The organism is Lysobacter spongiicola DSM 21749 (assembly GCF_900167055.1).
Classification (GTDB): domain Bacteria; phylum Pseudomonadota; class Gammaproteobacteria; order Xanthomonadales; family Xanthomonadaceae; genus Novilysobacter; species Novilysobacter spongiicola.
In genome coordinates, this window is the sequence record NZ_FUXP01000004.1 from 101,041 (window position 1) to 125,914 (window position 24,874).

18 protein-coding genes and 1 pseudogene are annotated in these 24,874 nt (G+C 68.8%); 9 read left to right on the top strand and 10 right to left on the bottom strand.

The window, feature by feature from the left end; genetic code table 11:
- Positions 1 to 116: 116 nt before the first annotated feature.
- The 5 genes and pseudogenes from B5D37_RS07305 to B5D37_RS07325 all read right to left on the bottom strand — a co-directional run bounded on the left by B5D37_RS07305 (position 117) and on the right by B5D37_RS07325 (position 5,762).
- On the bottom strand, positions 117 to 554 hold the full coding sequence (locus B5D37_RS07305; protein ID WP_078758068.1) for a barstar family protein: 438 nt from the start codon (positions 552 to 554) through the stop codon (positions 117 to 119).
- Complete coding sequence (locus tag B5D37_RS07310) at positions 551 to 1,114, bottom strand: guanyl-specific ribonuclease (protein WP_078758069.1); 564 nt, start codon at positions 1,112 to 1,114, stop codon at positions 551 to 553. Before B5D37_RS07310 ends, B5D37_RS07305 begins: the two co-directional genes overlap by 4 nt.
- Positions 1,115 to 1,317: 203 nt before the next feature.
- Positions 1,318 to 1,614 (bottom strand): I78 family peptidase inhibitor, encoded by a 297-nt coding sequence (locus B5D37_RS07315; protein WP_159447359.1) that lies wholly within the window; start codon positions 1,612 to 1,614, stop codon positions 1,318 to 1,320.
- 52 nt (positions 1,615 to 1,666) lie between these two features.
- Positions 1,667 to 2,587, bottom strand: a pseudogene (locus tag B5D37_RS07320) (ribonuclease H-like domain-containing protein); the annotation flags it as partial.
- A 511-nt stretch (positions 2,588 to 3,098) separates the two neighbouring features.
- Positions 3,099 to 5,762 carry a DEAD/DEAH box helicase gene (locus B5D37_RS07325; protein WP_078758072.1) on the bottom strand — a complete coding sequence of 888 codons (2,664 nt, stop codon included), beginning with the start codon at positions 5,760 to 5,762 and terminating at the stop codon, positions 3,099 to 3,101.
- Between the two features lie 273 nt (positions 5,763 to 6,035).
- On the opposite strand from B5D37_RS07325, the gene B5D37_RS07330 reads away from it, so the two are divergent.
- Together B5D37_RS07330 and B5D37_RS07335 are read left to right on the top strand one after the other, a co-directional pair.
- Entirely contained in the window at positions 6,036 to 7,247 is a 1,212-nt protein-coding gene (locus tag B5D37_RS07330) for an MFS transporter (protein ID WP_234987747.1), read from the top strand.
- 46 nt (positions 7,248 to 7,293) lie between these two features.
- Positions 7,294 to 8,889: a phospholipase D family protein gene (locus tag B5D37_RS07335; RefSeq protein WP_078758074.1), complete on the top strand. Its 1,596-nt coding sequence runs from the start codon at positions 7,294 to 7,296 to the stop codon at positions 8,887 to 8,889.
- Between the two features lie 72 nt (positions 8,890 to 8,961).
- On the opposite strand, the gene B5D37_RS07340 is transcribed toward B5D37_RS07335, so the two are convergent.
- Both B5D37_RS07340 and B5D37_RS07345 read right to left on the bottom strand, forming a co-directional pair.
- Entirely contained in the window at positions 8,962 to 10,893 is a 1,932-nt protein-coding gene (locus B5D37_RS07340; protein WP_078758075.1) for an N-acetylmuramoyl-L-alanine amidase, read from the bottom strand.
- A gap of 237 nt (positions 10,894 to 11,130) precedes the next feature.
- Positions 11,131 to 11,631 (bottom strand): hypothetical protein, encoded by a 501-nt coding sequence (locus B5D37_RS07345; protein WP_078758076.1) that lies wholly within the window; start codon positions 11,629 to 11,631, stop codon positions 11,131 to 11,133.
- A 112-nt stretch (positions 11,632 to 11,743) separates the two neighbouring features.
- Here B5D37_RS07345 and B5D37_RS07350 point away from each other — a divergent pair, with 112 nt between their 5' ends.
- Together B5D37_RS07350 and B5D37_RS07355 are read left to right on the top strand one after the other, a co-directional pair.
- The gene (locus tag B5D37_RS07350) at positions 11,744 to 12,103 is read left to right on the top strand and encodes a type II toxin-antitoxin system prevent-host-death family antitoxin (RefSeq protein ID WP_078758077.1); all 360 of its coding nucleotides are present in this window, start codon (positions 11,744 to 11,746) and stop codon (positions 12,101 to 12,103) included.
- Entirely contained in the window at positions 12,100 to 12,750 is a 651-nt protein-coding gene (locus tag B5D37_RS07355) for an ATPase (RefSeq protein ID WP_078758078.1), read from the top strand. The genes B5D37_RS07350 and B5D37_RS07355 overlap by 4 nt, the downstream gene beginning before the upstream one ends.
- 28 nt (positions 12,751 to 12,778) lie before the next feature.
- Here the strand turns inward: B5D37_RS07355 and B5D37_RS07360 are convergent, their stop codons facing one another.
- On the bottom strand, positions 12,779 to 14,257 hold the full coding sequence (locus tag B5D37_RS07360; protein WP_078758079.1) for an MATE family efflux transporter: 1,479 nt from the start codon (positions 14,255 to 14,257) through the stop codon (positions 12,779 to 12,781).
- 170 nt (positions 14,258 to 14,427) lie between these two features.
- Here B5D37_RS07360 and B5D37_RS07365 point away from each other — a divergent pair, with 170 nt between their 5' ends.
- From B5D37_RS07365 to B5D37_RS07375, 3 genes are all read left to right on the top strand, one after another.
- Positions 14,428 to 14,754: a hypothetical protein gene (locus B5D37_RS07365; protein WP_078758080.1), complete on the top strand. Its 327-nt coding sequence runs from the start codon at positions 14,428 to 14,430 to the stop codon at positions 14,752 to 14,754.
- 65 nt (positions 14,755 to 14,819) lie between these two features.
- Complete coding sequence (locus B5D37_RS07370; protein ID WP_078758081.1) at positions 14,820 to 15,440, top strand: DUF938 domain-containing protein; 621 nt, start codon at positions 14,820 to 14,822, stop codon at positions 15,438 to 15,440.
- Between the two features lie 109 nt (positions 15,441 to 15,549).
- On the top strand, positions 15,550 to 16,083 hold the full coding sequence (locus B5D37_RS07375; RefSeq protein ID WP_078758082.1) for a riboflavin biosynthesis protein RibA: 534 nt from the start codon (positions 15,550 to 15,552) through the stop codon (positions 16,081 to 16,083).
- 7 nt (positions 16,084 to 16,090) lie between these two features.
- Here the strand turns inward: B5D37_RS07375 and B5D37_RS07380 are convergent, their stop codons facing one another.
- Both B5D37_RS07380 and B5D37_RS07385 read right to left on the bottom strand, forming a co-directional pair.
- Positions 16,091 to 19,006, bottom strand: a complete 2,916-nt coding sequence (locus B5D37_RS07380) for a bifunctional diguanylate cyclase/phosphodiesterase (RefSeq protein ID WP_078758083.1) — start codon at positions 19,004 to 19,006, stop codon at positions 16,091 to 16,093.
- Positions 19,007 to 19,130: 124 nt separating this feature from the next.
- Positions 19,131 to 22,847 (bottom strand): indolepyruvate ferredoxin oxidoreductase family protein, encoded by a 3,717-nt coding sequence (locus B5D37_RS07385; RefSeq protein WP_078758084.1) that lies wholly within the window; start codon positions 22,845 to 22,847, stop codon positions 19,131 to 19,133.
- A 150-nt stretch (positions 22,848 to 22,997) separates the two neighbouring features.
- Between B5D37_RS07385 and B5D37_RS07390 the strand changes: the two genes are divergently transcribed.
- Together B5D37_RS07390 and B5D37_RS07395 are read left to right on the top strand one after the other, a co-directional pair.
- Positions 22,998 to 23,648 carry a tetratricopeptide repeat protein gene (locus B5D37_RS07390; RefSeq protein ID WP_078758085.1) on the top strand — a complete coding sequence of 217 codons (651 nt, stop codon included), beginning with the start codon at positions 22,998 to 23,000 and terminating at the stop codon, positions 23,646 to 23,648.
- A gap of 57 nt (positions 23,649 to 23,705) precedes the next feature.
- Entirely contained in the window at positions 23,706 to 24,818 is a 1,113-nt protein-coding gene (locus tag B5D37_RS07395; protein WP_078758086.1) for a hypothetical protein, read from the top strand.
- Positions 24,819 to 24,874: the final 56 nt, after the last annotated feature.

Below are 24,874 nucleotides of genomic sequence, written 5' to 3' on the forward strand. Positions count from 1 at the left end.
CAATCGGAACCGCCCGCGTTTGTAGGAGCGGCTTCAGCCGCGATCGGATGCCGGCGGACCCTCGCCGGTTCCAGATCGCGGCTGAAGCCGCTCCTACAGGCATGCAGTGGCGCGGGTCAGGGCGCCAGCATCTCCAGCGTCTCCTCCGGCAGCGGCACCAGGGCCCAGAACGGGACGTTCTGCCCGCGCCACTCCTCGGCGGCTTCGTTGAAGATCGCCAGCAGCGTATCGAACGCGGCCTGGTCCGCCTCCCGCCATTGCCCGGCATGCTCCAGCAACAGCAGGTAACCGGGCGCGTGCCACCAGGACATGTCGCCGAGGCTGTCGGCCAGGGCATCCCAGTTGCCCCCGAACCAGTCGGGAAAGCGCAGGGCCTTGCCGATGTGCCTGAGTGCTTCGGCCTTGTCCGTGACGCCTTCGAGGTCGATGCGTGCGACCGCCAGGTTGAGGGCCGCGCCGGCTTCCACCATGGGCCGGGTGTCGCGCTCATCGACGAAATAGGCGCCCGACTGCAGCGGGTCGACCAGCATCGCCCGGATGTCGACTGCGTTCATCGCGACACCCGGGGGATGTCAAAGCGGCGGAAGCTTGCGTAGTGGTCGTCCGTGTAGAAATAGACCTCCGGTGGATCGCCCCCGATCACGATGCGGCGCGCGCCGCGATCGTCCGACCCGGGCGTGGGCACGGTGAACTCGCGGTAGTAGCCGCGCCCGCGCTCGGGCAACAGGCCTTCGCGGTTGTGGAACACGCTGCCGTCCTGTCGGTATTCGAAAGGCCCGCCGTGGGCGATGTCGTCCAGCACCGGGTGCGCTTCGGCAGGCAGGAAAGCGGGATAGTCGGCCGATCGGCTGCCGGGCGGCGGTGCCGGCGCAGGAACGGTGCCGGGGATGGCGCTGCCGGAACTGGTAGTCGGGCCGGATCCGGATCCGGATCCGGAGGATGGAGAGCCTCCGGCACCCGGGCTGCCCGGCCCATCGGACGTGGCGGCGTCGGCAGGTGTCTCCACCGGGGCAGGCGGTGCGTCGAGGGTGCCGTCGTCGGCCGGGCGGGTCCAGAACCACAGGACCACCACCACGATGGCGGCGAGCAGCCAGAAATAGTGCTTGCGTCGCATGGCATCAGCCCGTTGCTGGGTGGACCGCCAGTCTAACGCCAGCGCAGGCAGCGGCCCGTAGGAGCGACGTCAGTCGCGACCACGAAACACCAATGCTGTCGTAGGAGCGGCTTCAGCCGCGATCGTGCAACCGGCGCGTGCGGCCCATTGCCGGATCGCGGCTGAAGCCGCTCCTACAAGATCCGAGGCCGTCGCGACCGCCTTCAGCCGCAGCGCAATCCGGTGATCGCGCCGCGTTCGTTGACGTCGATGTTCAGCCGGTCCGGCCGGTGGTCCATGGTGACTGCCTGCCCGGGCTCGATGACGCGTACGTCACGGCTGTTGCTGCCTGCGCGCGCGCGTTCGACCACTTCCGGCGTGGCTGCCTGGCCCACTGCCCAGCTGGCGTTGTCGGCATTGCACGGCCCGGTGGCACCCGCGTCCGCGCCCGGGGGCGGCATGGTGGTGCAGGCGACGACGGAACCCAGCAGCACGGCGATGGGCAGGACATTGCGGATCATGGCGTCTCTCCGGGAGGCAATCCGCAGCAGGTTGCGGGCGCCGTCGTGTGCATCATGTAAAGGTGGCCGGATCCTCCTGGTCCCGTGCATGCGCCTCCACCAGTCGCAGCATCAGGCGCGCCAGCGTCACCACGTCCTGGTGGTTGTGGGCGCAGACGCGGCGCAGCAGCCCCGAGGAGCCGCCGCGCAGGTACGACAGCCATGCGGCCGGGGCCTGCGAGCCGGGCAGGTCATCCTCGCGGATGATGCGCAGCAGCTCGCGCTCGATCGTCGCCAGCCGGCAGTTCTCCCAGACACCACGGTAGCGGCGGCGCGTGGGGTGCAGCAGGTCGACGTGGTCCAGTGGCGTGATCGGATCACCCATCCGGGCAAGGCGGTAGCGCGTCTTGAGCAGCGGCGCGTCGTAGCTGCGGCCGTTGTAGCTCGACAGCACCGTCGATGGCCGCAGCCAGCTCCGGAACATCTCCAGCATCGAGCGCTCCGCCGCCAGCGTGGTGATCAGCAACTGGCGTATGCGCAGGCTGTCGCCATGCTCCGGGTCGTGGTGCCAGTCGGCCGCACCGATCTGGAAGGCGCGGGTGCCGGTGCCGCCGGCCAACCCGGTGGTCTCGGTATCGAAGAACAGCAGGTCGCGGGGGTTCACGACGTCGCTGCGGCGCGCAAAGTCCAGGGGCAGCGGACCTGCGGGCGCGGCGAACGGCAACCGGGACTCGATCAGCAGCAGCCCCGGCGCGATTTCATGTCCCGGCAGGGACCGGTCCACCGGTCCGCGGGCGACGGTGTAGGAAGGCACCCGCTCACGTACGCCGAGCAGCCGGCGCAGCGAGTCGATCGAGGTGCTGGCGCGGGTGGGCGCAGCTGCCATGGTGGGCATGGGTGCCGACACAGGCGCCGGGACCGTTGCCGGCGTTTGCGCCGATACCGATGCCGAAGCCGTTGCAGATGCGGATGCCGACGCCGATGTCGTTGCCGCTGCAGATGCAGATGAACTTTGCGTGGATTCGCGTGACCCTGGTCGCGGCGTGGGCACGATGGCTCGCGTCCCTTCCTTCCGGCGCGGGCCATCGACACCCGCTTGCCGCTTGAGCGTACGCAGCCGGTCCAGCGTGATGCTCATCGCGATGCTCCGCAGAAGATGCTTGGCGATACGCGCCGCCCGCGATCTCGCCCGGGCACCCGTGCCGCCAGCCGTCCTGTAGGAGCGACGTGAGTCGCGACCTGTACATCGTTTCCAGGCGTCGGCGGGTCGCGACTCACGTCGCTCCTACAACCCGCTGTCGGGAGGAAAGGGAGCCGTGTTTGCGATGCAGCACCCCGCCTCTGTAGAAGCGGCTTCAGCCGCGATCGGATGTCTGGCTGGGTGCCCGGTTCCAGATCGCGGCTGAAGCCGCTCCTACATGCCAGCGGAGGTCGCGGTCGTGGATGAGCGGCCGCCACCTCACCGGACGTCGGGGCACGAGGAGCGTGGACGGGGCCGAAAAGCTTCACGCCGTTGCCTCCGCCAGCAATCCCAGCACCCGCCGCGCCAGCGATTTCGGGGTCGTGCCTTCGCCGGTTTCATCGCTTGCCAGTACCGGGCCGACGCAGGCGGGGCAGCCGGCCTTGCAGTCGCAGCGCTCTACCAGTTCGGTCGCACGGCGCACCAGTTCGGCCTGTCGTGTCCACAGCGGTTCGCTCAGGCCGACGCCGCCGGGGAAGTTGTCGTACAGGTAGATGGTCGGCACGAACTGCTGCATTTCGACGTCCCCGGCGGTGGCGTCGTGGGCCGGTATCCCATCGCGCCTCGAATCGCCCTCGGCGCCGCCATCGGCGGACACCGCACGCATCACCGGGTGCCCCGCGTCATGGTTGTCGGTCCCGTCGCGGCCCTCGCCGGCGCCATGTATTTCCATGTAGTCCTCGTGCGCGTCCTGCGGCAACCGAGCGCGCGCGCCGGGGGCGATCGACAGGCCTTCGACCGGACCCTCCACCCCGCGCAGCTGGCCGCGGCCCTTCGCATCGGCGGTCGCGAACCACGCGCCGTCGCCGCTGCCGACCGCCTTCTGCAGGTCGCGCGCGTCGGCCATCACCGCGACGGTCGCCACCACGTGCAGCGCGTATCCGGCGCCGAGGAAACCGTCGAGCGCGTCCTGGCGCGAGGCGAACCACGCCAGCAGGGTCGCCTGCGGCAACTGCCACCAGACCGCGGTGGTGTGCAGTTCCTGGTCGGGCAGGTTGACCGGGCCGTAGCCGATGTTCTCGTGGGTGTAGTAGCGGATCTTCTTGTAGCCGGCGACGCGCCGCACCACGTGCACCTCGCCGTGCCCGCAGTCGCCGTGGCCGGCGTCGATGCCGTCGAAGCGCTCGAGCACCTTCAGCTTCGAGTAGTCGATCGAGTCGGTGTAGTAGTCGACGTGGGTGCGGGTGACGTAGGCCTTGCGGCCTTCCCAGTCGAGCCGTTCGACCTGGTACGGCGTGCTCTGCACCATGTGGATCGCGCCTTCGTACAGGGTCAGCGCGGCCGCCGAGTAGTCGACCTCGGCGATGATCTGCTGCTTGCCGCCGGTGCGGTCGACCACCACGAAATTGCCGTCGGCGACCGAACGCAGCGACACCGCGTTGGCCGGATAACTGTCGGCGATCCACTCCCAGCGGTCGCCCTCGCGGTGGACGACCTCGGTCTCCGCCAACGCCTCGAGATACACCTCCGGCTCGATCGGGCCGAACATTTCGTCGACCACGAACGGCAGCTCGAACGCGGCGCAGCGGATGTGGTCGAACAGGATCAGCGGCTGGTCGGGCGCGGTGCGCGCGTGCTCGGGGGAAGCGTCGGCGAAGAAATCGGGATGGCGCACGACGTACTGGTCGAGCGGCTGCGAGTTCGCCACCAGCACGCCGAGGCTCGGCTGCTGCCGGCGGCCCGCGCGACCGAAACGCTGCCACGTAGCGGCGACCGAGCCCGGGTAGCCGTTGAGCACGACCACGTCGAGCGAGCCGATGTCGACGCCGAGCTCCAGCGCCGAGGTCGAGATGATCCCGTCGATGTTGCCGGCGCGCATGTCGCGCTCGGCCGCGCGGCGCTCGGTCGGCAGGTAGCCGCCGCGGTAGGCGCGGATGCGCGGGGGCCGGCGCGGGTCGCTGTCGAACACGTCCTTGAGGTACTTGGTCAGCACCTCGACCATCAGCCGGGTCTGCGCGAACACCAGCGTCTTCAGCCCGGACTTGATCGCGATGCGGGCGATGCGGTTGGCCTGCGACCGCGCTGACGCCCGCAGCCCGAGGTCGGGGTTGATCACCGGCGGGTTCCACAGCAGCACGTGTTTGTCGCCGGTGGGCGCGCCGGACTCGGTGATCGCGTGCACGTCGGCCTCGATCAGCGCGCGCGCGTGCTCGGCCGGGTTGCCGATCGTCGCCGAGCACAGGATGAACTGCGGGGTGACGCCGTAGAACGCGCAGATGCGCTTGAGCCGGCGCAGCACGTTGGTGACGTGGCTGCCGAATACACCCCTGTAAGTGTGGATCTCGTCGATCACCACGTAGCGCAGGTTCTCGAAGAACTGCGCCCACTTGGTGTGGTGCGGCAGGATCGCCTGGTGGAGCATGTCGGGGTTGGACACGACGATGTCGCCGTGCAGGCGGATGGCCTGGCGCGCGTCGCCGGGGGTGTCGCCGTCGAAGGTAAACGCCTTGACCCCGAGGTCGCCGGCGCGGTTGAGTTCGAGCAGCTCGGCCACCTGGTCCTGCGCCAGCGCCTTGGTCGGGAACAGGTAGAGGGCCTTGGCATTGCCCTGCATCGCCGCGCTCACCACCGGCAGCGTGTAGCACAGCGACTTGCCCGAAGCGGTCGGGGTGACGATGGCGACGTTTTCGCCACGCTGCGACGCGGCCCAGGCGTTGGCCTGGTGGCGGTAGAGGCGGTCGACGCCGCGCGCGCGCAACGCATCGGCGAGCGCCACGGGGACGTCATCGGGAATCGGTGCGTAGTCGCCCTCGCGACCGGGGATGGTGAAGCTGCCGGTGATCCGGTCGGCGTAGCGCTTGGACAGCGCCTGGGTCAGCGCGGCACCGTCGCCGCGGCGGCGTGTCTCCCGCACCGGCAGGATCCCGCCTGCATCGAGGCGGTCGACTTTGTCGCCCGCCCCCTCCTGCCGTACCAGTGCCCGCCCCATGCGCCCGCTCCCGCCAAAGGCGCGCAGTAGACCAGCGTCGTGTCGCATCCGTTGAGACAGCGAATGAACGATTCAGACGGTGAGGCCTCGCCTTTTGTAGGAGCGGCTTCAGCCGCGATTGGGAGCCGTCCGCCCGCGCCGGCTTCACGATCGCGGTTGAAGCCGCTCCTACAAAGAGCTTTGTCGAGCGCGGCACACGCTGTTCCGCTGCTGTTACCCCTTCCGGTTGTGCTGCGGCGCACAATAGCCGGCCCGTTTCCAGAAGATTCCGCCTTGGCGCCCGCCACAGCCCCGACCGCCCATGAGCGCAACCGCGCCCGCTACGCCGCGATCCTGTTCGCGCTCGCGGTTGGCGGGTTCGCGATCGGCACCAGCGAGTTCGCGATGATGGGCCTGATGCCGAGCCTGGTCGCGGATCTGGGCGTCAACGAGCCGCAGGTCGGCCACATGATCAGCGCCTACGCGCTCGGCGTAGTGGTGGGCGCACCATTGCTGGCGATCCTCGGGGCGCGGCTGCCACGGCGCACGCTGCTGCTGGCGCTGATGGGCTTCTACGCGCTCGCCAACCTGGCCACCGCCTTCGCGCCCGACTATCACGTGATGCTGGCGTTCCGCTTCATCGCCGGCCTGCCGCACGGGGCGTACTTCGGCGTGGCGATGCTGGTGGCCGCGTCCATCGGTGGCCCGGGCCAGCGGGGCGCGGCGATCAGCCGGGTGATGCTGGGCCTGTCGGTCGCGATTTTGGTCGGCAACCCGTTGGCCACCTGGATGGGTCAGGCACTGAGCTGGCGCTATGTGTTTGCCCTCGTCGCTGCGGTCGCGGTGTTGACCGTCATCCTGGTCGCGAGCTCGCTGGTCGACGATCGCGCCGAACCGCGGCAGGCGCCGCTGCGGGAGATGCGGGCGTTTAATACGTCGCAGGTCTGGCTGACGCTGCTGATCGGCGCGATCGGCTTCGCCGGCATGTTCTGCGCCTTCAGCTACCTTGCGCCGACGCTCACTGAAGTGACGGGCACCGCCGAGGGCTGGATCCCCGTGGCGATGGCGGTGTTCGGCGTCGGCTCGATCATCGGCAACCTCGCCGGCGGGTGGCTGGTCGACCGGCTGCAGTTCCGCGCCACGCCGGTGATCCTGGGATGGTCGGCGCTGGTGCTGCTGGCCTACCCGTTAGCGGCGCACTCGTTGTGGTCGATGCTGCCGGCAGTGATCGCGGTCGGCACGATGGGTGCACTGGCGCCGGTGTTGCAGACGCGCCTTATGGACGTGGCCGGCGACGCGCAGACCCTGGCCGCCGCGTCCAACCATGCCGCGTTCAACGCCGCCAATGCGCTGGGGCCCTGGCTCGGCGGACTGGCGATCAGCGCCGGCCTGGGGTGGACATCGACCGGCTATGTCGGTGCGGCGACGGCGGTTGGTGGCCTGCTGGTATATGTCTGGGCACGCCGGGACGAGCGGCGCATGACAACGGCGCTGGCGCGAGGCTGACCCGCCGTTCGACCATCGCGGGGTCGCGTGCCACCATCGTATCGCGATGAATCCCGACACCCCACCCATGGCGCCCACGCTGCGAAGACGCCTGCTGCGCGGGATCGCGGTCGCGATCGTGCTGCTGATGGCCCTGGTCGGCAGCGGCCTGTTGTTCAGCGAGCAACTCGCTCCCAAGGCCACCGGCGCGTCCGGGCATGCGTTGCCGCTGCACCCGGCGCGCACGGCGATCGATCGCGAACTCGCCCCGATCCTCGCCGCCCACCCCGGGCAGACCGGCGCACTGCTGCTCACCGATGGCCTGGATGCCTTCGCCGCCCGCGCCATGAGCGCGCGGCGGGCCGGCCGCAGCCTGGACCTGCAGTACTACATCTGGAACGACGACCTGGCCGGCCAGCTGCTCGCACGCGAGGCGCATGCCGCCGCCAAGCGGGGCGTGCGCGTGCGGATCCTGCTCGACGACCTGACTGCCGAGGGGCTGGATCCGAAGTGGATGGCGCTGGACGCGCACCCCGGCATCGAGCTGCGGCTGTACAACCCCTTCCGCAACCGCGCCAGCGGACTGGAGCGCGGGGTCGAGCTGGTGCAACGGGCCTTCAGCATCAACTACCGGATGCACAACAAGGCCTGGATCGCCGACGGGCGGGTGGCGGTGATCGGCGGGCGCAACATCGGCGAGGAATACTTCGCTGCCGCTGAAGCGGTCAACTTCCACGACCTCGACCTGATGCTGTTCGGGCCGGCGGTGGAGCAGGCCAGCGCGATCTTCGACGCGTTCTGGAACAGCCCGGCGGTGGTGCCGATCGCCGCGCTCAACACGACCACGCCGGACCAGCTGGCCGGCTTCCTTTCGGATGTCGAGGACGCCGCACTGGAGGCGCGTGCGCGGCCGTACCTGTCACGCGTCGCCGCCTCCCGCACCGTGCACGGTTACCTCGAAGGCCGGTTGCAGCCCCACTGGAGCGACAGCCTGGAAGTCGTTTCCGATCCTCCGTTGAAGGCCGGCGACGATGACCGTGGCGACTGGTTGTCGACCCGGCTCGGCGACGCGGTGCGCGGCAGTCGCGACAAGGCCCTGCTGGTCTCGCCGTACTTCGTGCCGGGCGACACACTGACCCGCGAGTTCGGTGCGCTGGTGGACGCCGGCGTGCAGGTCGGCATCGTCACCAACTCGCTGGCCGCCAACGACGTGCCGGCGGTGCACAGCGGCTACGCCGGCTACCGCGGTCCGCTGCTGCGTGGCGGCGTGCAGCTGTATGAAATGAAGGCACGCGGGCATCAGGACACGGCGGGCGCGTTCGGCAGCAGCGGCGCCAGCCTGCACACGAAGGCATTCGTGCTCGACGACCGCCACGGATTCGTCGGCTCGTTCAACCTCGACCCACGCTCTGCCAACCTCAACACCGAGATGGGCGTGCTGTTCGATGACCCCGGGTTGGCCGCCGGCGTGCGCGCCGAATACCTGCGACTGTCGTCGCCGCAGCTGAGCTACTGGCTGTACCTGGACGCCGGCGGCGAGCTGCGCTGGCTGGACCGCGCCAGCGACCCGGCGACCGTCCTGGAGGACGAGCCGGATGTATCGTGGCCACGCCGGGCCCTGGCGGCCATCCTGGGTTGGCTGCCGATCGAGTCACAGCTCTAGGTCCGCCACCCCGCCAGTGCGACGAAGAACGGGGCGCCCGCCGCGAACGGCAGGCACCCCGGCGCTACCCGGTCAGTTCTGGATCTGTACGTCGTCGATGTAGACGTTGACGTCCCAGGCGGTCTGCGCCCGGTACAGCCAGATCGCGTCCAGTTTCACCGTGCCGGCGCTGATGGCGCCGTTGCCGCCGGCCCAGGCATTCCACTGCGCCGCATCGGTCAGCGACCACGACACATAGGTCCACTGGTTGGCCGGCAGCGAACGGCGTACCGAACGCTCGGTGCCGTCGCTGTCGTCGATGCCCAGCCCGACCTGCATGCCGCTACCGGCGGCGAACACCCAGAACCCGACCTTGCCGCCGGAGCGGGTCAGCGGGGTGTTGCTGCCGGGACGGCCGGTGCCCGACAACAGGCGGACCGCCCAGTTGGCGGAGGAGCCACTGTTGTCCTTCAGCAGCACCCGCAGCGAACAGTTCCCGTTGCGCCGGGTGGCGCAGGTGCGCGTGGCGCTGGAGGCGGTCGAGATGCCGGTGGTGCTGCCGGAATAGGACGGACTGGTGTTGAAGTGCCCGACGCTGCCCTCGAAGCTGTCGAGGATGGTGGTACCGCCGCCACCGCCGCCGCCCGGGTTCAACAGGTTGTAGTAGCGCCCCCAGTTCCAGTTGATGCCCGGGTCGGTGTGGGTCTGGCTGCTGTAGTGCTGGTGGCCCTTGACGTCGATCGCGGTCGACAGCACCACCACGCCGCTGTGGGCGGGGCCGCTGTAGGCGTTGGCGCAGCTGATCGCCGAGTACTTGCTGCAGAAGCTGCGCACCAGCGCCGCCGAGCTGTTGTACATCGCGGTGGTGTACCACGAGCTGTTGTTGACGTAGCCCTCGTGCTCGATGCCCAGCGTGGTGCCGTTGTGCACGCCGACGTGGTGGGCCCCGCGCGAGTTGCGCACCATCTGCGTGACCTGCCCATCGGAACTGCGGATCACGTAGTGCGCACTGACGCTGTACGGATTGTTCTGGAACCAGGAGATGGTGCCGCCGTAGCTGCCCTGTGCGGTGTGGATGGTGACCGAGCTGTAGCTGCTGCGGGTGCGGTGGTAGGGCGAGGCCACCCACAGCGCCGGCCCGTAGTCGGTGCTCTGCGTGCCCATGTCCGGCGCATCTTCGGCCGCGAGCAGGCCGACCTCCGGTGACCGGGCCTGCAACGTCTCGCTGATCGGGTCGAGCTCGAAGCCGGCGGTCTCGATCCGGTCGCGGGTGACGTCCAGGCGCACGAACGGCGCGCGCAACTTCACCAGCTGGTCCATCTCGAACGCCCGTTCCCATTCGATGGCACGCTCCGGCACCTTGATGCCGCGGTCGTCCACTCCGCGGTCCTGGGCCAACAGCACGTCGTAGGCAAAGCTGGTGCGGGCGTAGTCGGCGACTTCACTGTCGGCCGCGGCGCCCGCCGGCGCGGATGCGAATCCGGCGTAGCGCATCAGCGCGGGGCGGATCGACTCGGGGGTGGGTTTGCCGAGCCGGCCGCGGAGTGCTTCGGCCTGGCCGGCATCACTGCGGATTTCCCGATCCAGCAATGCGGCGGCCGCGAGCACGTTGGTCCGCGGGTCATCGCGCACCCGGCTCGCGCTGACGCCCAGCAGGCGTGCCGCCTCGCCCACCTGGTCGGCGAAACCGTCACCGGCGTACAGCCCCATGGCGCCGTGCGCGGCAGGCATGTGGTGGTGGCGCTCGCCCTGCATCTGCTTCGGGTCGGGCCGCAGGTGGAGCCAACGGCTCTGTACGTAGGCGATCGCTTCGAGCGTGCCGGCGGGAATCGCCGGGTACCGGGCGTAGGCGTCGCGGAAATAGCTCTGCAATGCCTGCCGCTGCGGTAGCAGCGCGGCTTCTTCGGCGTCGAGGCCGACTTGGAGGCCGGCGTCCGGGCGCTGCGACGGCTCGGCGGCGAGCGCGGGTGAAACGAGCAGGCTGCCGAGCATGGCCGACAGCAATACCTTGGATCCCTGATTCATTCCATGAACCCCTTGTGTTGGTTCGTGTGCCCCCTGCCCGGCCGGTTCTACCCGCGACGCAAGGTGGGATGGCGAAGAATCCACGGAAGAGGCGAAAAGCGTGACGCCGGTCGTGAACGCGACAGCGTCAGTTGCCGTTCATGTGAAGGGCCCGTGTAGGCGGTGTGGATATCGCAGGGGCCAATGACGCAGCGCATCGACACTTTCCGATGCGGAACCGTATGGAGTGGGCACCGATCAGTCCGGAATCTCGCCGGCGTGAATCTCCCGCACGCACAAACCGCGAAGCTGTGCCGGCGATGCCACCCCGATCCCGCGGTCGCGCCCCGCCACGTACAGCGTCACGTGCGGTGGCGGGACCAGCAACTCCCGCCCCAGCCAACGGCCCAGGTGCCGGTGGAAGTCCGCCATTGCCGGCATCAGCAGGCACTCGATGACCGAATGGGCGGTGGGACCGTGCCGGGCGGTAAGCATCGGCTTGCACAGCAGCAGCCGGCGGCCCGTCCGTTCGTATGACCAGTCCAGCGATTGGAAGACCTGCCTCACCGGGCCGTCCAGCATTCCGGAGCCGAGCGAGCCGGACAGCTCCCTCCCCAGCCGGCCCGATACCACGGTGATGTGGAGCTCGGATTTCGGCCCGAGGTGGATACCGTCAAGCTGCAGGCCCTGTGCCGGTGGTGCCCATTCATGCCGGGGGATGGGAATGACCAGCGTGTGGGCGGCAGACAACAGGCTCATGGCTCCATGCTCCACGATGGCCGTGCAGGCAGGGTCGCAGCACCCGGCACGAAATGGACAAAAAGGGAAATAAGGCCTAAATTGACTTCGGTTCCCCCGTTGGATCGACGCCATGCAGCCACTCCGGAACATCGAACACGTCCGCCAGCTCGCCGGCGACGACACGCCGGTGCGCTCAGCCTCGGAAGTGAAGAGTGGCTGGAGTGGCATCGTGCGCGAAGTGGTGCGCCATGGCGAGGTCATCGTGACCCACCACGGCCGGCCACAGGCCGTGGTGGTGGATGTCGAGGCCTACGCCGACCTGGTGCGTCGCGCCAACGCGAATGATCCTTTGGAAGTGCTGGCCGCGGAATTCGATCGACGGTTCGCCGCGCTCGACACGCCCGCCGGTGCCAGCCGGCTGCGCAGCGTGGCTGCCGGCGGCATCCCCAGTCCGGCCCGTCGCCGCAGGGATGGCCTCCGCAGCCGATGACGCCACCCACGCCGGCCGACCGGCCGACCCTGCTGGTGCTGGCCGGGGTCAACGGCGCCGGCAAGAGCTCGGTGGCTGGCGCCGCCATCCGCAGCCAGGGACTCGACTACTACAACCCGGACGAAGCCACCACGCGTTTCCTCGCCACCGGCATGGAGCCGGGCGAGGCGAACGCCGCGGCCTGGCACTACGGACGGCGCGCGCTGGAACGTGCCATTGCCCAGGGTCGCAACTTCGCCCTGGAAACCACCCTGGGCGGCAACACCATCCCGGCGCTGATCGCAAAAGCCTGCGACAGCCATGACGTCACCCTGTGGTTCGTGGGACTCGATTCTCCCGAGCGCCACCTGGCGCGGATCGCATCGCGGGTGGCCGCGGGCGGACACGACATCCCCGCCGACAAGGTCCGCGCGCGCTGGGATGGTGCACGCCGCAACCTGATCCGATTGCTGCCGGGCCTGTACGAGTTGCGCCTGTACGACAACAGCCACGAGCAGCCTGATGGTGCCGCCGCGGCCAATCCATCCCTGCTGCTGCATTGGCGCGACCGCCGCATCGTCGCCCCCGCCGCCTCGCGCTTTCGCCACACGCCGCAGTGGGCGAAACCGATCGTCGAGGCGGTGGGGCGGCTGCAGGAGCAGGGCTGAAGCCTTCCGGACAGCGGCGTCGCGTCCCTCACCGTGGCAGCGCAACGTCTCCCGGCGCCTCCTTCTCGCAGCGTGCGCCGGCGTCCGCCACGGGCGCCGGTACCTGCGCCGGCACCTCAGACGGAATGGCGACCGAATCGAGATCGGCCGGCAGCATGTTCGCCTCCCGCCACCGCCCCCAGCGGTAGTAGGCGATCGACAGCGCCATGGAGACGAATGCGCTGACCGGGAAGCTCCACCAGATCGCGTCCACCCCCAGCCGTGGTTGCAGCCCGTTGGCGAATGGAATGCGGATGCCCCATAGCGCCACCCCGAGGATCACCAGGGGCGGGATCACCGCGCCGGTGGAGCGCACCACGCCGGCGATCACGAACGTCACCCCGAAGAACAGGAACGACCACACCGCGATGTGGTTGAGGTGGCGCGCGATCTCCAACGCTTCGCTGCCGGCGGGCATGAACATCGACAGGGTGAAGCGATCCAGCAGGATCAGCGGCGCGATCAGCCCACCGGTCAGCAGGAAGTTGAAACCGACGCCTGCGCGCGTGGTCGCCTCCACCCGGGGCCAGTTGCCCGCACCGACGTTCTGCGCAGCCATCGACGAGCAGGCCACGCCGATCGCCATGGCCGGCATCTGCACATAGGTCCACAGTTGCAGCGCCGCACCGTAGGCTGCCGTGGTGTGGGTGCCGTACTGGTTGACCATGGTGATCATCGCGATCATCGCCATCGAAATCAGCACCATCTGGAGCCCCATGGGCACGCCCTTGGTGACCAGCGTGCGCACGATGGCCCAGTCCGGGCGGTAAAGTTGGCGCTCGCCTCGGCCGATCCACAATGGATGTCGGCGATGACGCAGCCAGGCGAGTATCGCCGCCAGCGCAACAGCGTTTGCGACCAGCGTCGCCATGGCGCTGCCGGCCATGCCCATCTCCGGCAGCGGTCCGACGCCGAAGATCAGCAGCGGCACCAGCACGATGTCCAGCGCCACCGCTAACAGCAGGAACAGGAAGGGCGTGCGGGTATCTCCGGCCCCACGAAGTATCGCCGACAGGAATGCGAACGCGTAGAGGAACGGCAGCGCCAGGAAGATGATCTTCAGGTAGGCGTCGGCCAGCGGCAGCGAGGCCTCGGGTGTCGACATCCAGGCCAGCACGTGGCGCGACAGGGGCAGGCCGATTGCCGCCAGCGCGATCGAGATGCCGAGGAAAAACGTCGCTGCGGTGCCGATCACCCGGCGCGCGCCCGGCAGGTCCTTCCGGCCCATCGCCTGGCCGACCAGAATGGTCGAGGCCATGCCGAAGCCGAACACGCCGCCAAGCAGCAGGAACATGATGTTGTTGGCGTTGGCGATCGCCGTCAGTGCTTCCTCGCCCAGGAAGCGGCCGACCCAGATCGCATTGACCGAGCCGTTGAGGGACTGCAGCACGTTGCCACCGAGGATCGGCAGCGCGAACACGAACAGGGTCCGCGCAATCGGCCCCCGGGTCAGGTCACGGGATTCCATGGACACAAGGTAGGCGGTGGACCCGTGCCGGTGCCGCGAAGACCACGCAAGCTGTCTGGTGCCTGACCGGGATCATGGGTCTCGCGCTCCAGCGCCGTTCTTTCGACACTCCCGTGATGCCCAGTGCTCCAGAATTCGCCACCAGAACGAGACCAGATGGAAGCAATCCAATGAACCGGCCGTGGGAAGTGATCAGGTACGTCAAGGCGACGCTCGGCGAGTGCGGCTGGGCATGCCTGTCGCTGGTCGCGGCGATCATCTTCGTGGGCGTGTTCGTCCTGCTTGCCGAAGCACCCGCGGCGTCGGTGTGGGAGGCGCTGCGCAGCCCGGTCAACATCGTGCGGGTGGCAGTGCTGACCGCCGCAATCTGGATCTGGGCGTACATCGCCCGGGCGATCCGCAGCGTTCGCGACGAGCAGCGGGAGCGTGCCGATAGCGGCGGTGAGCGGCCACTGGCGGACCTGGGGTTCGATGGCATCCTGCGGGATACGCGATAGCCGCCGGCCCCCGGGGGCCCAAAGGTTGGGTTGATCCACCCTTCGCGCCCTGCTAACAAGGGGGCATGGATTCGATCACAGCGCCTTCCAGACCTTTCTCCGCGGCCTGCGCCCGCAACCGCGAACCCATCCTGACCGTGCTCCTGGAGCAGTTCCGCAACGCGAAACAGGTGCTGGAAGTCGGTAGTGGCACCGGACAGCACGCCGTGCATTTCGCCGCGGCGATGCCATGGTTGTCCTGGCAGTGTTCGGATCGCGCGGGGAACCTGCCCGGGGTGCGCGCATGGTTGGACGAAGCCGCGCTCGCCAACACGCCGGCGCCGGTGGAGCTGGACGTCGCCATGGTGCCCTGGCCGGCGCTTGGCCCACGCGACCGTTTCGATGCGGTGTTCTCCGCAAACACGCTGCACATCATGTCGTGGGCGGAGGTGCAGGCCTTCTTCGCAGGTGCCAGTGCGGCCCTGGCCCAGCACGCCACGATCGTGGTGTACGGGCCCTTCAATTACGACGGTGAATTCACCAGCGCCAGCAACCGCGAGTTCGACGCTTCCCTGAAGGCGAGGGATCCGCGCTCGGGCATCCGCGATGTCGAGGCGGTCGACGGCCTCGCCTCCGGCCTGGGGTTCCAGCTGGCCGAGGACGTGGCCATGCCTGCCAACAACCGTTGCCTGGTCTGGCGCCGCTGACGGCAACTGCTCACCCGGCGGGATCGGGTTCACCAGGTATCTACCCCAAGACAGGCACCCTCGGCATGCGTTGCGCCGCTGCGCGATGCCCACCTGCAGGAGGGATGCGATGAGGACTGACGGTCCGGTACTGGGCGAACGCGCCCCGAGCAAGGTTGCCGCATTGTTCGGCGACCAGCGTGGGGCCGAGGCGGCCGCTGCGCGCCTGCGGCGGGAGCTGGGGCTGGGCGAAGCGCAGGTGCGGGTGCTCTCCCCCGGTGAGCCGCACCCGGGCCGGAAGATCGAGCCTGACGACCGCGGTATCTGGCACACGGCGATCAAGGCGCACGTCACGCTCGGCCTGCTCGGGTTGATGGCGGGCCTGGTGCTGTTCGGACTGCTGTGGGCGGCCGGCATCACCGCGGTCCGCAGCTCACCCTGGGCGGCCGGAGGCGCGGTGGTGATGTTCGGTGCCGTCTTCGGGCTGCTCGCCGGTGGCCTGGTGACGCTGAGGCCCGATCACGACAAGCTTATCGTGGAGGTCAGGGAGGCGGTGGCCGGCGGTCGCTATGCCGTCGTCACCCATCCGGTCGATCGTGGCCAGCGCGAGCGCAGCATCGAGCTGCTGGCGGAGGAATCCGGCGAGGTGCTGCGCACACTGTGAGACCGGGTTACGGTGCGCTTGCCGTGGCCGGCATCGGCTTCCCGAACAGGTAGCCCTGGCCGAACTCGCAACCCAGCTCCAGCAGGACCTGGCGTTGCTCCTCCGTCTCGATCCCTTCCGCCACCACGTCCAGTCCCAGCGCCCCGGCCAGTGCGATGACCGCCGAAATCACGGCCGCGCTGTGGCCCTGCTGGCCGAGGCTGGCAAGGAAGGTGCGGTCTATCTTGAGGACCCGCAACGGAAACGCGTGCAGGTAACTGAGCGAGGAATAGCCGGTGCCGAAGTCGTCGAGCGCCGTGCCCACCCCGTGCGACTGCAGCCGGGTCAGGATCATCCGCGCGTTGTCCGGGTCGTCGAGCAGCGAGCCTTCGGTCACTTCGATCACCAGGTGCTTCGGATCCATGCCGGTTCGCCCGAGCAGTTCCAGCATGCGCTGGTCGAAGTCCTCGCGGCGCAGGTGCCGCGGCGACACGTTGATGCTCAGGTAGGTACCCGGCGGCATGCCGGCGGCCCACGCCGCGCTGCGCTTGAACAGCCGCCAGTCCATCGCATCGATCAGTCCGCTCTCTTCGGCGACCGCCAGGAAATCGCCTGGAGCGAGCACGCCCCGCCGGGGGTGGTTCCAGCGCATCAGTGCCTCGTGGCCGACTACGCTGCGGTCGTCCAGTCGCACGATCGGCTGGAAGTAGGGCTCCAGCTGGTCCAGCCGCAAGGCCTCGCGCAGCTCGCCCTCCATCTCCAGTACGTCGATGGCGGTACGTTGCAGGGACTCGTCGAACAACTGCCAGCGCTTCCGACCCAGCGCCTTGGCGCGATACAGCGCGGTGTCGGCATCGCGCACAAGATCGTCGACCTCGGCATAGCGCGCGTCGCCCACGGCGATGCCGATACTTGCCGAAGGTTCGAGCGCCCGCCCACCGACCGGCATTGGCCGCGACAGCAGGTCGAGGATCCGCTCGGCCACCGCGATGGCGGCGGTCGGCCGGCCGGAGGCGTCCACCGAGGCGTCCTCGATCAGGATCGCAAACTCGTCGCCGGACAGGCGCGCCACCAGGTCCGGCTTGCGCACGCAGGCCTGCAGGCGGCGGGCCACCTCGCGGAGCAGGTCGTCGCCGGCAAGATGGCCGAGGCTGTCGTTGACCACCTTGAAGCGGTCGACGTCCAGGTAGAGCAGCGCGCAGCGGCGCTGTGGCTCCAGCTGCAACCGTGCCAGCACCCGCTCGATGCGCGCATGCAGCTGGCCGCGGTTGGGCAGCCCGGTCAGGGCGTCGTGCATGACTTCGTGCTGCAACTGGTCCTGCACGCGCTCGCGTTCGCTGATTTCTCGGCGCAACTCATGGGTGCGTTCGGCGACCCGCTCCTCCAGCTGGGCGTAGGCCTGCTGAAGTACCTGCGCGCTCCGGCGCCGGTGCAGGCTGCTGGCGATCTGCGAGGCGACGAAGCCCAGCAGTTCGCGGTCGTTCTGGCCGTATCCGACCGATGCATCGTAGCTCTGGACGGCGACCAGGCCGATCACGTCTTCGCCCAGGAACAGCGGGATGCCAAGCCAGCAGTGGCACCGCGGGCCGCGACCGGGGTGGTACTCGATCTCGCCGGTGGCCTCGAGCGCCGCCATCCCGGGCGCGGTGGCGAGCAATGGCTGCCGGGTACGCAGCACGTACTCGCTCAGCCCGCGCGACAGGGGCCGGTGCATGGGGCCGTTGTTGCCGTGGGAATCAACGTAGTAGGGGAATTCCAGCCGCGTGCCATCGGCCGACAGCAGGGCGATGAAGAAGTTGCCGGCGTTCAGCAGCTGGCCGACGATGTCGTGGACGCGCAGGTAGAACGCCTCCTCGCCGATGTCGTCGGTCGCCAGTTGGGCGATCTGGAACAGCGCGGACTGCAGCCGTTCCGCGCGCTGGCGCTCGGCCACTTCCAGTTGCAGGTCGCAGTTGGCCTGCGCCAGCTCCTGCGTGCGCAGCTTGACACTGTGCTCCAGCAACTCGGTGCTGCGTTTGCGTTCGAGGGTGGTGAGTACGTGGTCGGCGACGAAGCCCAGCAGGGTCTGGTCGTCTTCGCTGAATCCCTGGTCGTCGCGGTAGCTCTGCACCACGATCGCTCCCAGCGCCTCGCCGTTGCGCAGCATCGGCACGCCCAGCCAGTCATGGCAGTCGCTGCCGACCATCCGCAACGGGCCGTCGACCTGCCGGATCAGCCGTTCCTCGTTGCCGCGCAGAGCAACGCCCGAGCGCAGCAGGTACCACGTCAGCGACTGCCTGAGCTCGTCCAGCGGCAGTTCGCCGAACGGTGGCTCATCCTCGACGTCGACGAAATAGAGGAAGCGGATGGTGTCCTGGCCGGGATCACGCAGCACGATGAAGAAGTTCTCGGCGTACATCAGCGAACCGACGATGCCGTGGATGCCCTGCAGCACCTCGGGCATCTCCCGGTCGGAGCCGGCCAGCTCGGAGATGGCGAACAGCGCGCGCTGGACCTGTTCGGCGCGCTCCAGATGGAGCACCTCGCGCTCCAGTTCGGTCAGGCGCAGGCGGTTGCGCAGGCGACGGTCGGCTGCGGCCAGGGGCGCGGCCAGGTCGCGTGCCAGTGCTTCGGATCCGGCACCCGCGACGAGCTCCACCAGGAGGACGGCGGTACTGACCGGCAGCGGGATCGCGACCAGGCCACCATCGCCCTCGACGATCGAGCCCGTCAGCATCGCCTCATCGGCCAGCAGCAGCGCCTCATCGCCCGGTGGCTCGCTCGCCGGCACCCCCTGCGGATCCAGCTCCCACAGCACGCGGGCGCGGCCCACACCCGGCTGCCCTTCGGCGAGCTGGAGGATCAGTCCGACCAGGTCGGCCGCGCTGTCGGCCTCCAGCAGCGCGGTACGCCAGTCGTCAGGCAACCCGACCGGCGGCTCGAAAGCAGGCAGTTGCAGGTTCATGTCCGGCTCGCGCCCGCGTTTTGTGACCGCTGTGACATCTCCAGGCCCGGCCGGCAGGGAGGCCGGCACGATCGTGATATCGGCTGCGGGGGCGCCATCTTTAACCTGCGCCCGTCCAGCAAGGTCAGGCGACCTGCACCACCCGCAGCGGATTGTCCCACTGGGCAAGCAAGTCCTGTTCCCGCGCCTTTGCGTCGTGCAGGTGCGCTTCCTTGACGTGCCCATAGCCGCGGATGTGTTCGGGCACCGATGCGATGCGGGCCGCCAGGTCGACGTTGGCGCGGTCCAGGCGCGGCAGCAGGCCTTCGACCGTCCGGAAATAATCCTCGACCAGCTGGCGCTCCATCCGTCGTTCCGCCGTATAGCCAAAGATATCCAGCGGCGTACCGCGCAGGCGCCGTACCTTCGCCAGCCACTTGAAGGCGGTGAACACCCAAGGCCCGAATTCGCGCTTGACCAGGCGGCCCTCGGCATCCTTCCGCGCCAGCAACGGCGGGGCGAGGTGGAACTTCAGCTTGAAGTCGCCCTCGAACTGCTGTTCCAGCTTCCGCCGGAACTCGCCGCTGGTGTACAGCCGGGCCACTTCGTACTCGTCCTTGTAGGCCATCAGCTTGAAGGCGTAGCGAGCGACCGCTTCGGTCAGGTCGGTGCTGCCCGGGGCACGCGCGGTTTCGGCTTCACGTACACGGGTCACCAACCCGGCGTAGCGGCGGGCATAGGCGGCATTCTGGTAGTCCTGCAGGAAGGCCGTGCGTCGGGCGACCAGCTCGTCGAGCGAGCGCGACAGGCGCTCGTCGTCCAGCGGCAGGAAGGCGACCGCCTGGTCGGCCGAGGCATGGGCCGGGACGTGGCGCAGCTCATCGCCGTCCGGGTAGCTCGACGGTGCCGACGCGCTGCCGGCCTCGTGGCCTTCCCACTCGCCGGCACCCAGCACCGGAAGTTCGTGCACGGCCGACTCCGCTGCGGTGGCCGCATTGCGCACCAGGCCCGCGGCCCCGGCAACCGCCGCCGGATCGATGACCGCCAGCCGGCCCCAGGCAAAGGCGGTCTTGTTGGCCTCGACCGCGGCGCCATTGAGCTCAACCGCCCGCATGATCGACTCCAGCGACAGCGGCACCAGCCCCTGCTGCCAGGCGTGGCCGAGGATGAACAGGTTCGACATGATCGCGTCGCCCATCAGGGCGGTGGCCAGCTGGGTGGCATCGACCACGGACAGCGCACCGGCGGCCGCGTCGTTTCCGCCCAGGGCCTGGCGAACCGCATCGATGATGTCGTTGGCGGGGAACTGCATGTCCGGCCGGGTGGTGAAGGAGCCCGGCATCGCCTCGTAGCTGTTGAGTACCACGTGGCTGCGGCCACCGCGGATCTTGGACAGCGCCCAGTAATCGTTGACCACCACCATGTCGCAGCCCAGCACCAGGTCGGCCTCGCCGGCGGCGATGCGCACGGCGTGGATGTCGGCCGGGGTGTTGGCGATGCGGATGTGGGTGGTGACCGCGCCGCCCTTCTGCGCCAGGCCGGTCTGGTCGAGCACGCTCGCGCCCTTGCCCTCCAGGTGCCCCGCCATGCCGAGCAGCGCGCCGATGGTGACCACGCCGGTACCACCGACGCCGGTTATCAGGATGTTCCAGGGGCGGTCCAGTGCCGGCAGTCGCGGCATCGGCAGGTTGTCCAGGCGGCTGGCCGCGGAGTCGCGCCCGCCCACCGGCTTGCCCTTGCGCACGCGGCCACCCTCGACCGTCACGAAGCTCGGGCAGAAGCCCTCGACGCAGCTGTAGTCCTTGTTGCAATTGGACTGGTCGATCGCACGCTTGCGGCCGAACTCGGTTTCCTTTGGCAGCACCGACACGCAGAACGACTTCTTGCCGCAGTCACCGCAGCCTTCGCAGACCAGGCTGTTGACCATCACCCGCTTCTGCGGGTCGACCATCTTGCCGCGCTTGCGGCGGCGGCGCTTCTCGGTGGCGCAGGTCTGGTCATAGATGAGGATGGTGGTGCCGGCGGTCTCGCGCAGGCGCTTCTGCACCGCGTCGAGTTCGCGCCGGTCGAAGAACTCCGTGCCGGCGGGGAAGATGGTCGGGTCGGACCACTTTTCAATCTCATCGGACACCACCACGATCGCCTGCACGCCTTCGCTGTGCACCTGCCGGGCGATCTGCGGCACGCTGAGCTGGCCATCCACCGGCTGCCCGCCGGTCATTGCCACCGCGTCGTTGTAGAGGATCTTGTAGGTGATGTTGACGCCGGCGGCCACCGACTGCCGGATGGCCAGGCTGCCGGAGTGGAAGTAGGTGCCGTCGCCGAGGTTCTGGAACACGTGCGGGGTATCGGTGAACGCCGCCTGCCCGGCCCAGGTGACGCCTTCGCCGCCCATGTGGGTGTAGGTCTCGGTGCTGCGGTCCATCCAGGTGACCATGTAGTGGCAGCCGATGCCGCCCAGCGCGCGGCTGCCTTCCGGCACCACCGTCGATGTGTTGTGCGGGCAGCCCGAGCAGTAGTGCGGCACGCGCGGGAAGCTTGCGCGGGGCAGGGCCAGCTCGGCCTCCTTCCGTTCCATCCACGCCAGGACGTTGTCCATGTGCTCGGAGCGATGGAAGCGCTGGATGCGCTGGGCGATCACGCGCGCGATGCGGGCGGGGGTCAGCTCGCCGGTGCTGGGCAGGATCCATTCGCCGGACTCGTCGTACTTGCCGACGATGCTCGGACGCTGGCTGCCGCCGAAATCTGTGGAGTTCCAGTTGTACATCGACTCCTTCATCTGGTTTTCGATGAAGGCATGCTTCTCCTCCACCACCAGGATGTCCGACAACCCGCGCACGAAGCGGCGCAGCCCGGTCGGCTCCAGCGGCCAGGTCATGCCGACCTTGTAGACGCGAAGGCCCAGGTCGCTGCAGGCGCGCTCGTCCAGGCCCAGGTACTCCAGCGCCTGCAGCACGTCCAGGTAGGACTTGCCGGTGGTGATGATGCCCAGTTGCGGCCGCGGCGAATCGATCACGATGCGGTCGATGCGGTTGGCCCGGGCGAATGCCTGCGCCGCCTTCACCGCGTACTGGTGCAGGCGCATCTCCTGGTCCATCGGCGGGTCAGGCCAGCGGATGTTGAGGCCGCCCGGCGGCAGTTCGAAGTCATCGGGTGTGGCGATCTGCAGCGCCAGCGGGTTGACGTCGACCGAGGCCGAGGACTCCACCGTCTCGGCGATCGTCTTGAAGCCGATCCAGCGCCCGGTGTAGCGGCTCATCGCCCAGCCGATCGCGCCCATGTCGAGGATGTCCTGCACGCCTGCCGGGTTCAGGATCGGCATCATCGCGCTGGTGAACTCGCCTTCGCTGCCGTGCGGCAGGGTCGAGCTGCGGCAGGCGTGGTCGTCCGCCGCCAGCGCCAGCACCCCGCCGAAGCGGGAGGTGCCGGCGGCGTTGGCGTGCTTGAACACGTCGCCGCTGCGGTCCACGCCCGGCCCCTTGCCGTACCACATGCCGAACACGCCATCGTGGCGCGCGCCCGGGAACAGCTGGGTCTGCTGGGTGCCCCAGACCATGGTCGCGCCGAGATCCTCGTTGAGGCCGGGGCTGAACTTCACGCCCGCGCCCTCGAGGTGCTTCTTGGCCCGCCACAGCTCCAGGTCGAAGCCGCCCAGCGGGCTGCCGCGATAGCCGGAGATGAAGCCGGCGGTGTCCAGCCCGGCGGCCTGGTCGCGCAGCCGCTGCATCAGCGGCAACCGCACCAGCGCCTGCACGCCTGACAGGTAGATGCGCCCGGACTCGCGGCTGTAGCGGTGGTCGAGCGAATACTCGGCATCGACGATGGGGCCGGCGGCGGGGCCGGTCGTGGCGGTATCGGACATGCGTGGCTCCGGCGCGGCAGGGGCCGCGGGCGTGGCTGCGGGGGGAGCCCGGCGGTGCAAAGTGCCGGGCAAATCCGTCTGATTGTAGCAGTGCGCGACACGGCGCCTGCCCGCCGGTATCATGGGCGGGTACACAGGGGGAATACCACAATGAAGTCCTACAGCCCGCTATTCCGGGGCTTGGCCGTCGCGGCCTGCCTTGCCATGTCCGGCGTCGCCGCCGCCCAGTCGCAACGCCTCGTGCCGATGTCCGAGTTCTATTTCGACGAGGATGCACGAACCGCGCAGCCCATCGCGCCGGTCAAAGGATCCGGCGACGCGCTGGTCGACAGGCTGCTCAAGCTCATCGCGCGAAACCCGCACGCGAAGGAAGAAACCGCACAACTCGCACACATCGCGATGGAAGGCGGACGGCCGGAGCTGGGTCGGGAGCTGTACGGGCGGGTGCTGGCAGGGCTGAACGCCAGCGACGGCCTGTGGAGACCGGTCCTCTGGAACTACGGTTGGGACCTCTACCGCCAGGGCGACCACGCCGGGGCGCTGGCGCAGTGGCAGACCATGATGCAGGCTCGATCAGTATCGGCGCAGTGGATTCCTACAACCTTTGCATTGGTACTGTGGCAGCTGGATCGGAAGGATGAAGCGGTCCAGTGGTACGCCGCCGCGGTCCGCACCGAACCGGGCAAGTGGAACAGTCCTGGCCGCTATGCCGAACTTCTGCCCGATTGGCGTGAGGAAGACCGTGCGGTGCTGGCCGAAGTGCAGCAGGCATGGGCGGCGAATCCGCCGGAATGGCGCTGACGGTATAGTCCGGAAAGCGGTCCCTGCGATCAGGCGGGACGATCCATGGAGGGAAGCATGACGCGTTCGATACTGTTGATGGGACTGTGGTGGCTGGCACAACCGGCCGCCGCGCAGGTTGCGGAACCTGGCTTTGAATCCTGGGGCGTTGCGGTCGACGTGTCGCCCGCGCCGCCCGCGGTGACCAAGTGGAACGAGCAGTTCAACGCTGCCATGTCGGCCCGTGCAGCGGAACTGGCCGCCGCCGGAACCGCCGAGGGCTTGCTGGCCGCGGCGCTGATCGAGCCGCCATTAACCGACGCCGCAGCCCATTCGAGTGATGCTCCGGCGCCCGTCTGGATGCAGGCCGCACTGGATGCAAGGCCTACGACCCCACTGGTCCAGTGGGTGGCAGCCAGCGACTGCCCATTGTCCCCGGTGGTGGAGTGCGATCGCGAACGAGCGCTGGAGCGGTTGCTCGAGCTCGACGGGGACAATGCCGCGGTCCATCTGATGGCGGCATCGTTCGCTTCATCGGCGGGCGACGAGGTGGCTGCCCGCACCCATCTGGCGCGAGCGGCGGAGTTGCCGCGCTATAACAACTACGGCAGCGACCTGTTCCGCATTATCGTTGACGCGAGGCGGGGTGCGTCGTTGCCGCGGATGCCCGATGAGGTCGTGGCTTATCACCAAGCGGCGGACGCATTAATGGCCAGTGCCGAGGACGTGTCGGCGGTGTCCTCGATCAGCCAGTGGGCGGCCCAGGTGCTACCGACCTTCACAGGTGTAATGGACCTCTGCCGCCGTGACGAGAGCTCTCTGGTCCGCGATTCCGGCCTTCGGCAGGACTGCCTGGGGGCTTTTGCCCATCTGGCCGGGTCCGATGCCACCATCATCGAGCCGCTGGTCGCGCTTCGCACACTCGTCCGCTATTCGGAGGGTGCCGAAAAGGGCCGCTGGAAGGCACGTCTCCGGCAGGTGGCATGGCTGCACGAGCAGGCCCTGCAGCTTGCGCCGGGTTGGCCGGGCGCAAGCATCGAATCGGCCCAGTACGTCGATTGGCTCATGGAGGAGGGCGAGCTCGGGGCGTACAGGCGTGTGCTGCGGGAGCACGGCATCCCTGTGGAGCCACCGCCGGGCTGGCTCCCCGACAACCCCGATCATCGGGCGCTGCTCTCCGGCGACGCCTGATCGCCCACGGCCCCCGGCCGGTGTAGGCTGCGGTTTCCAGTGCAGCCTGTGCAGCC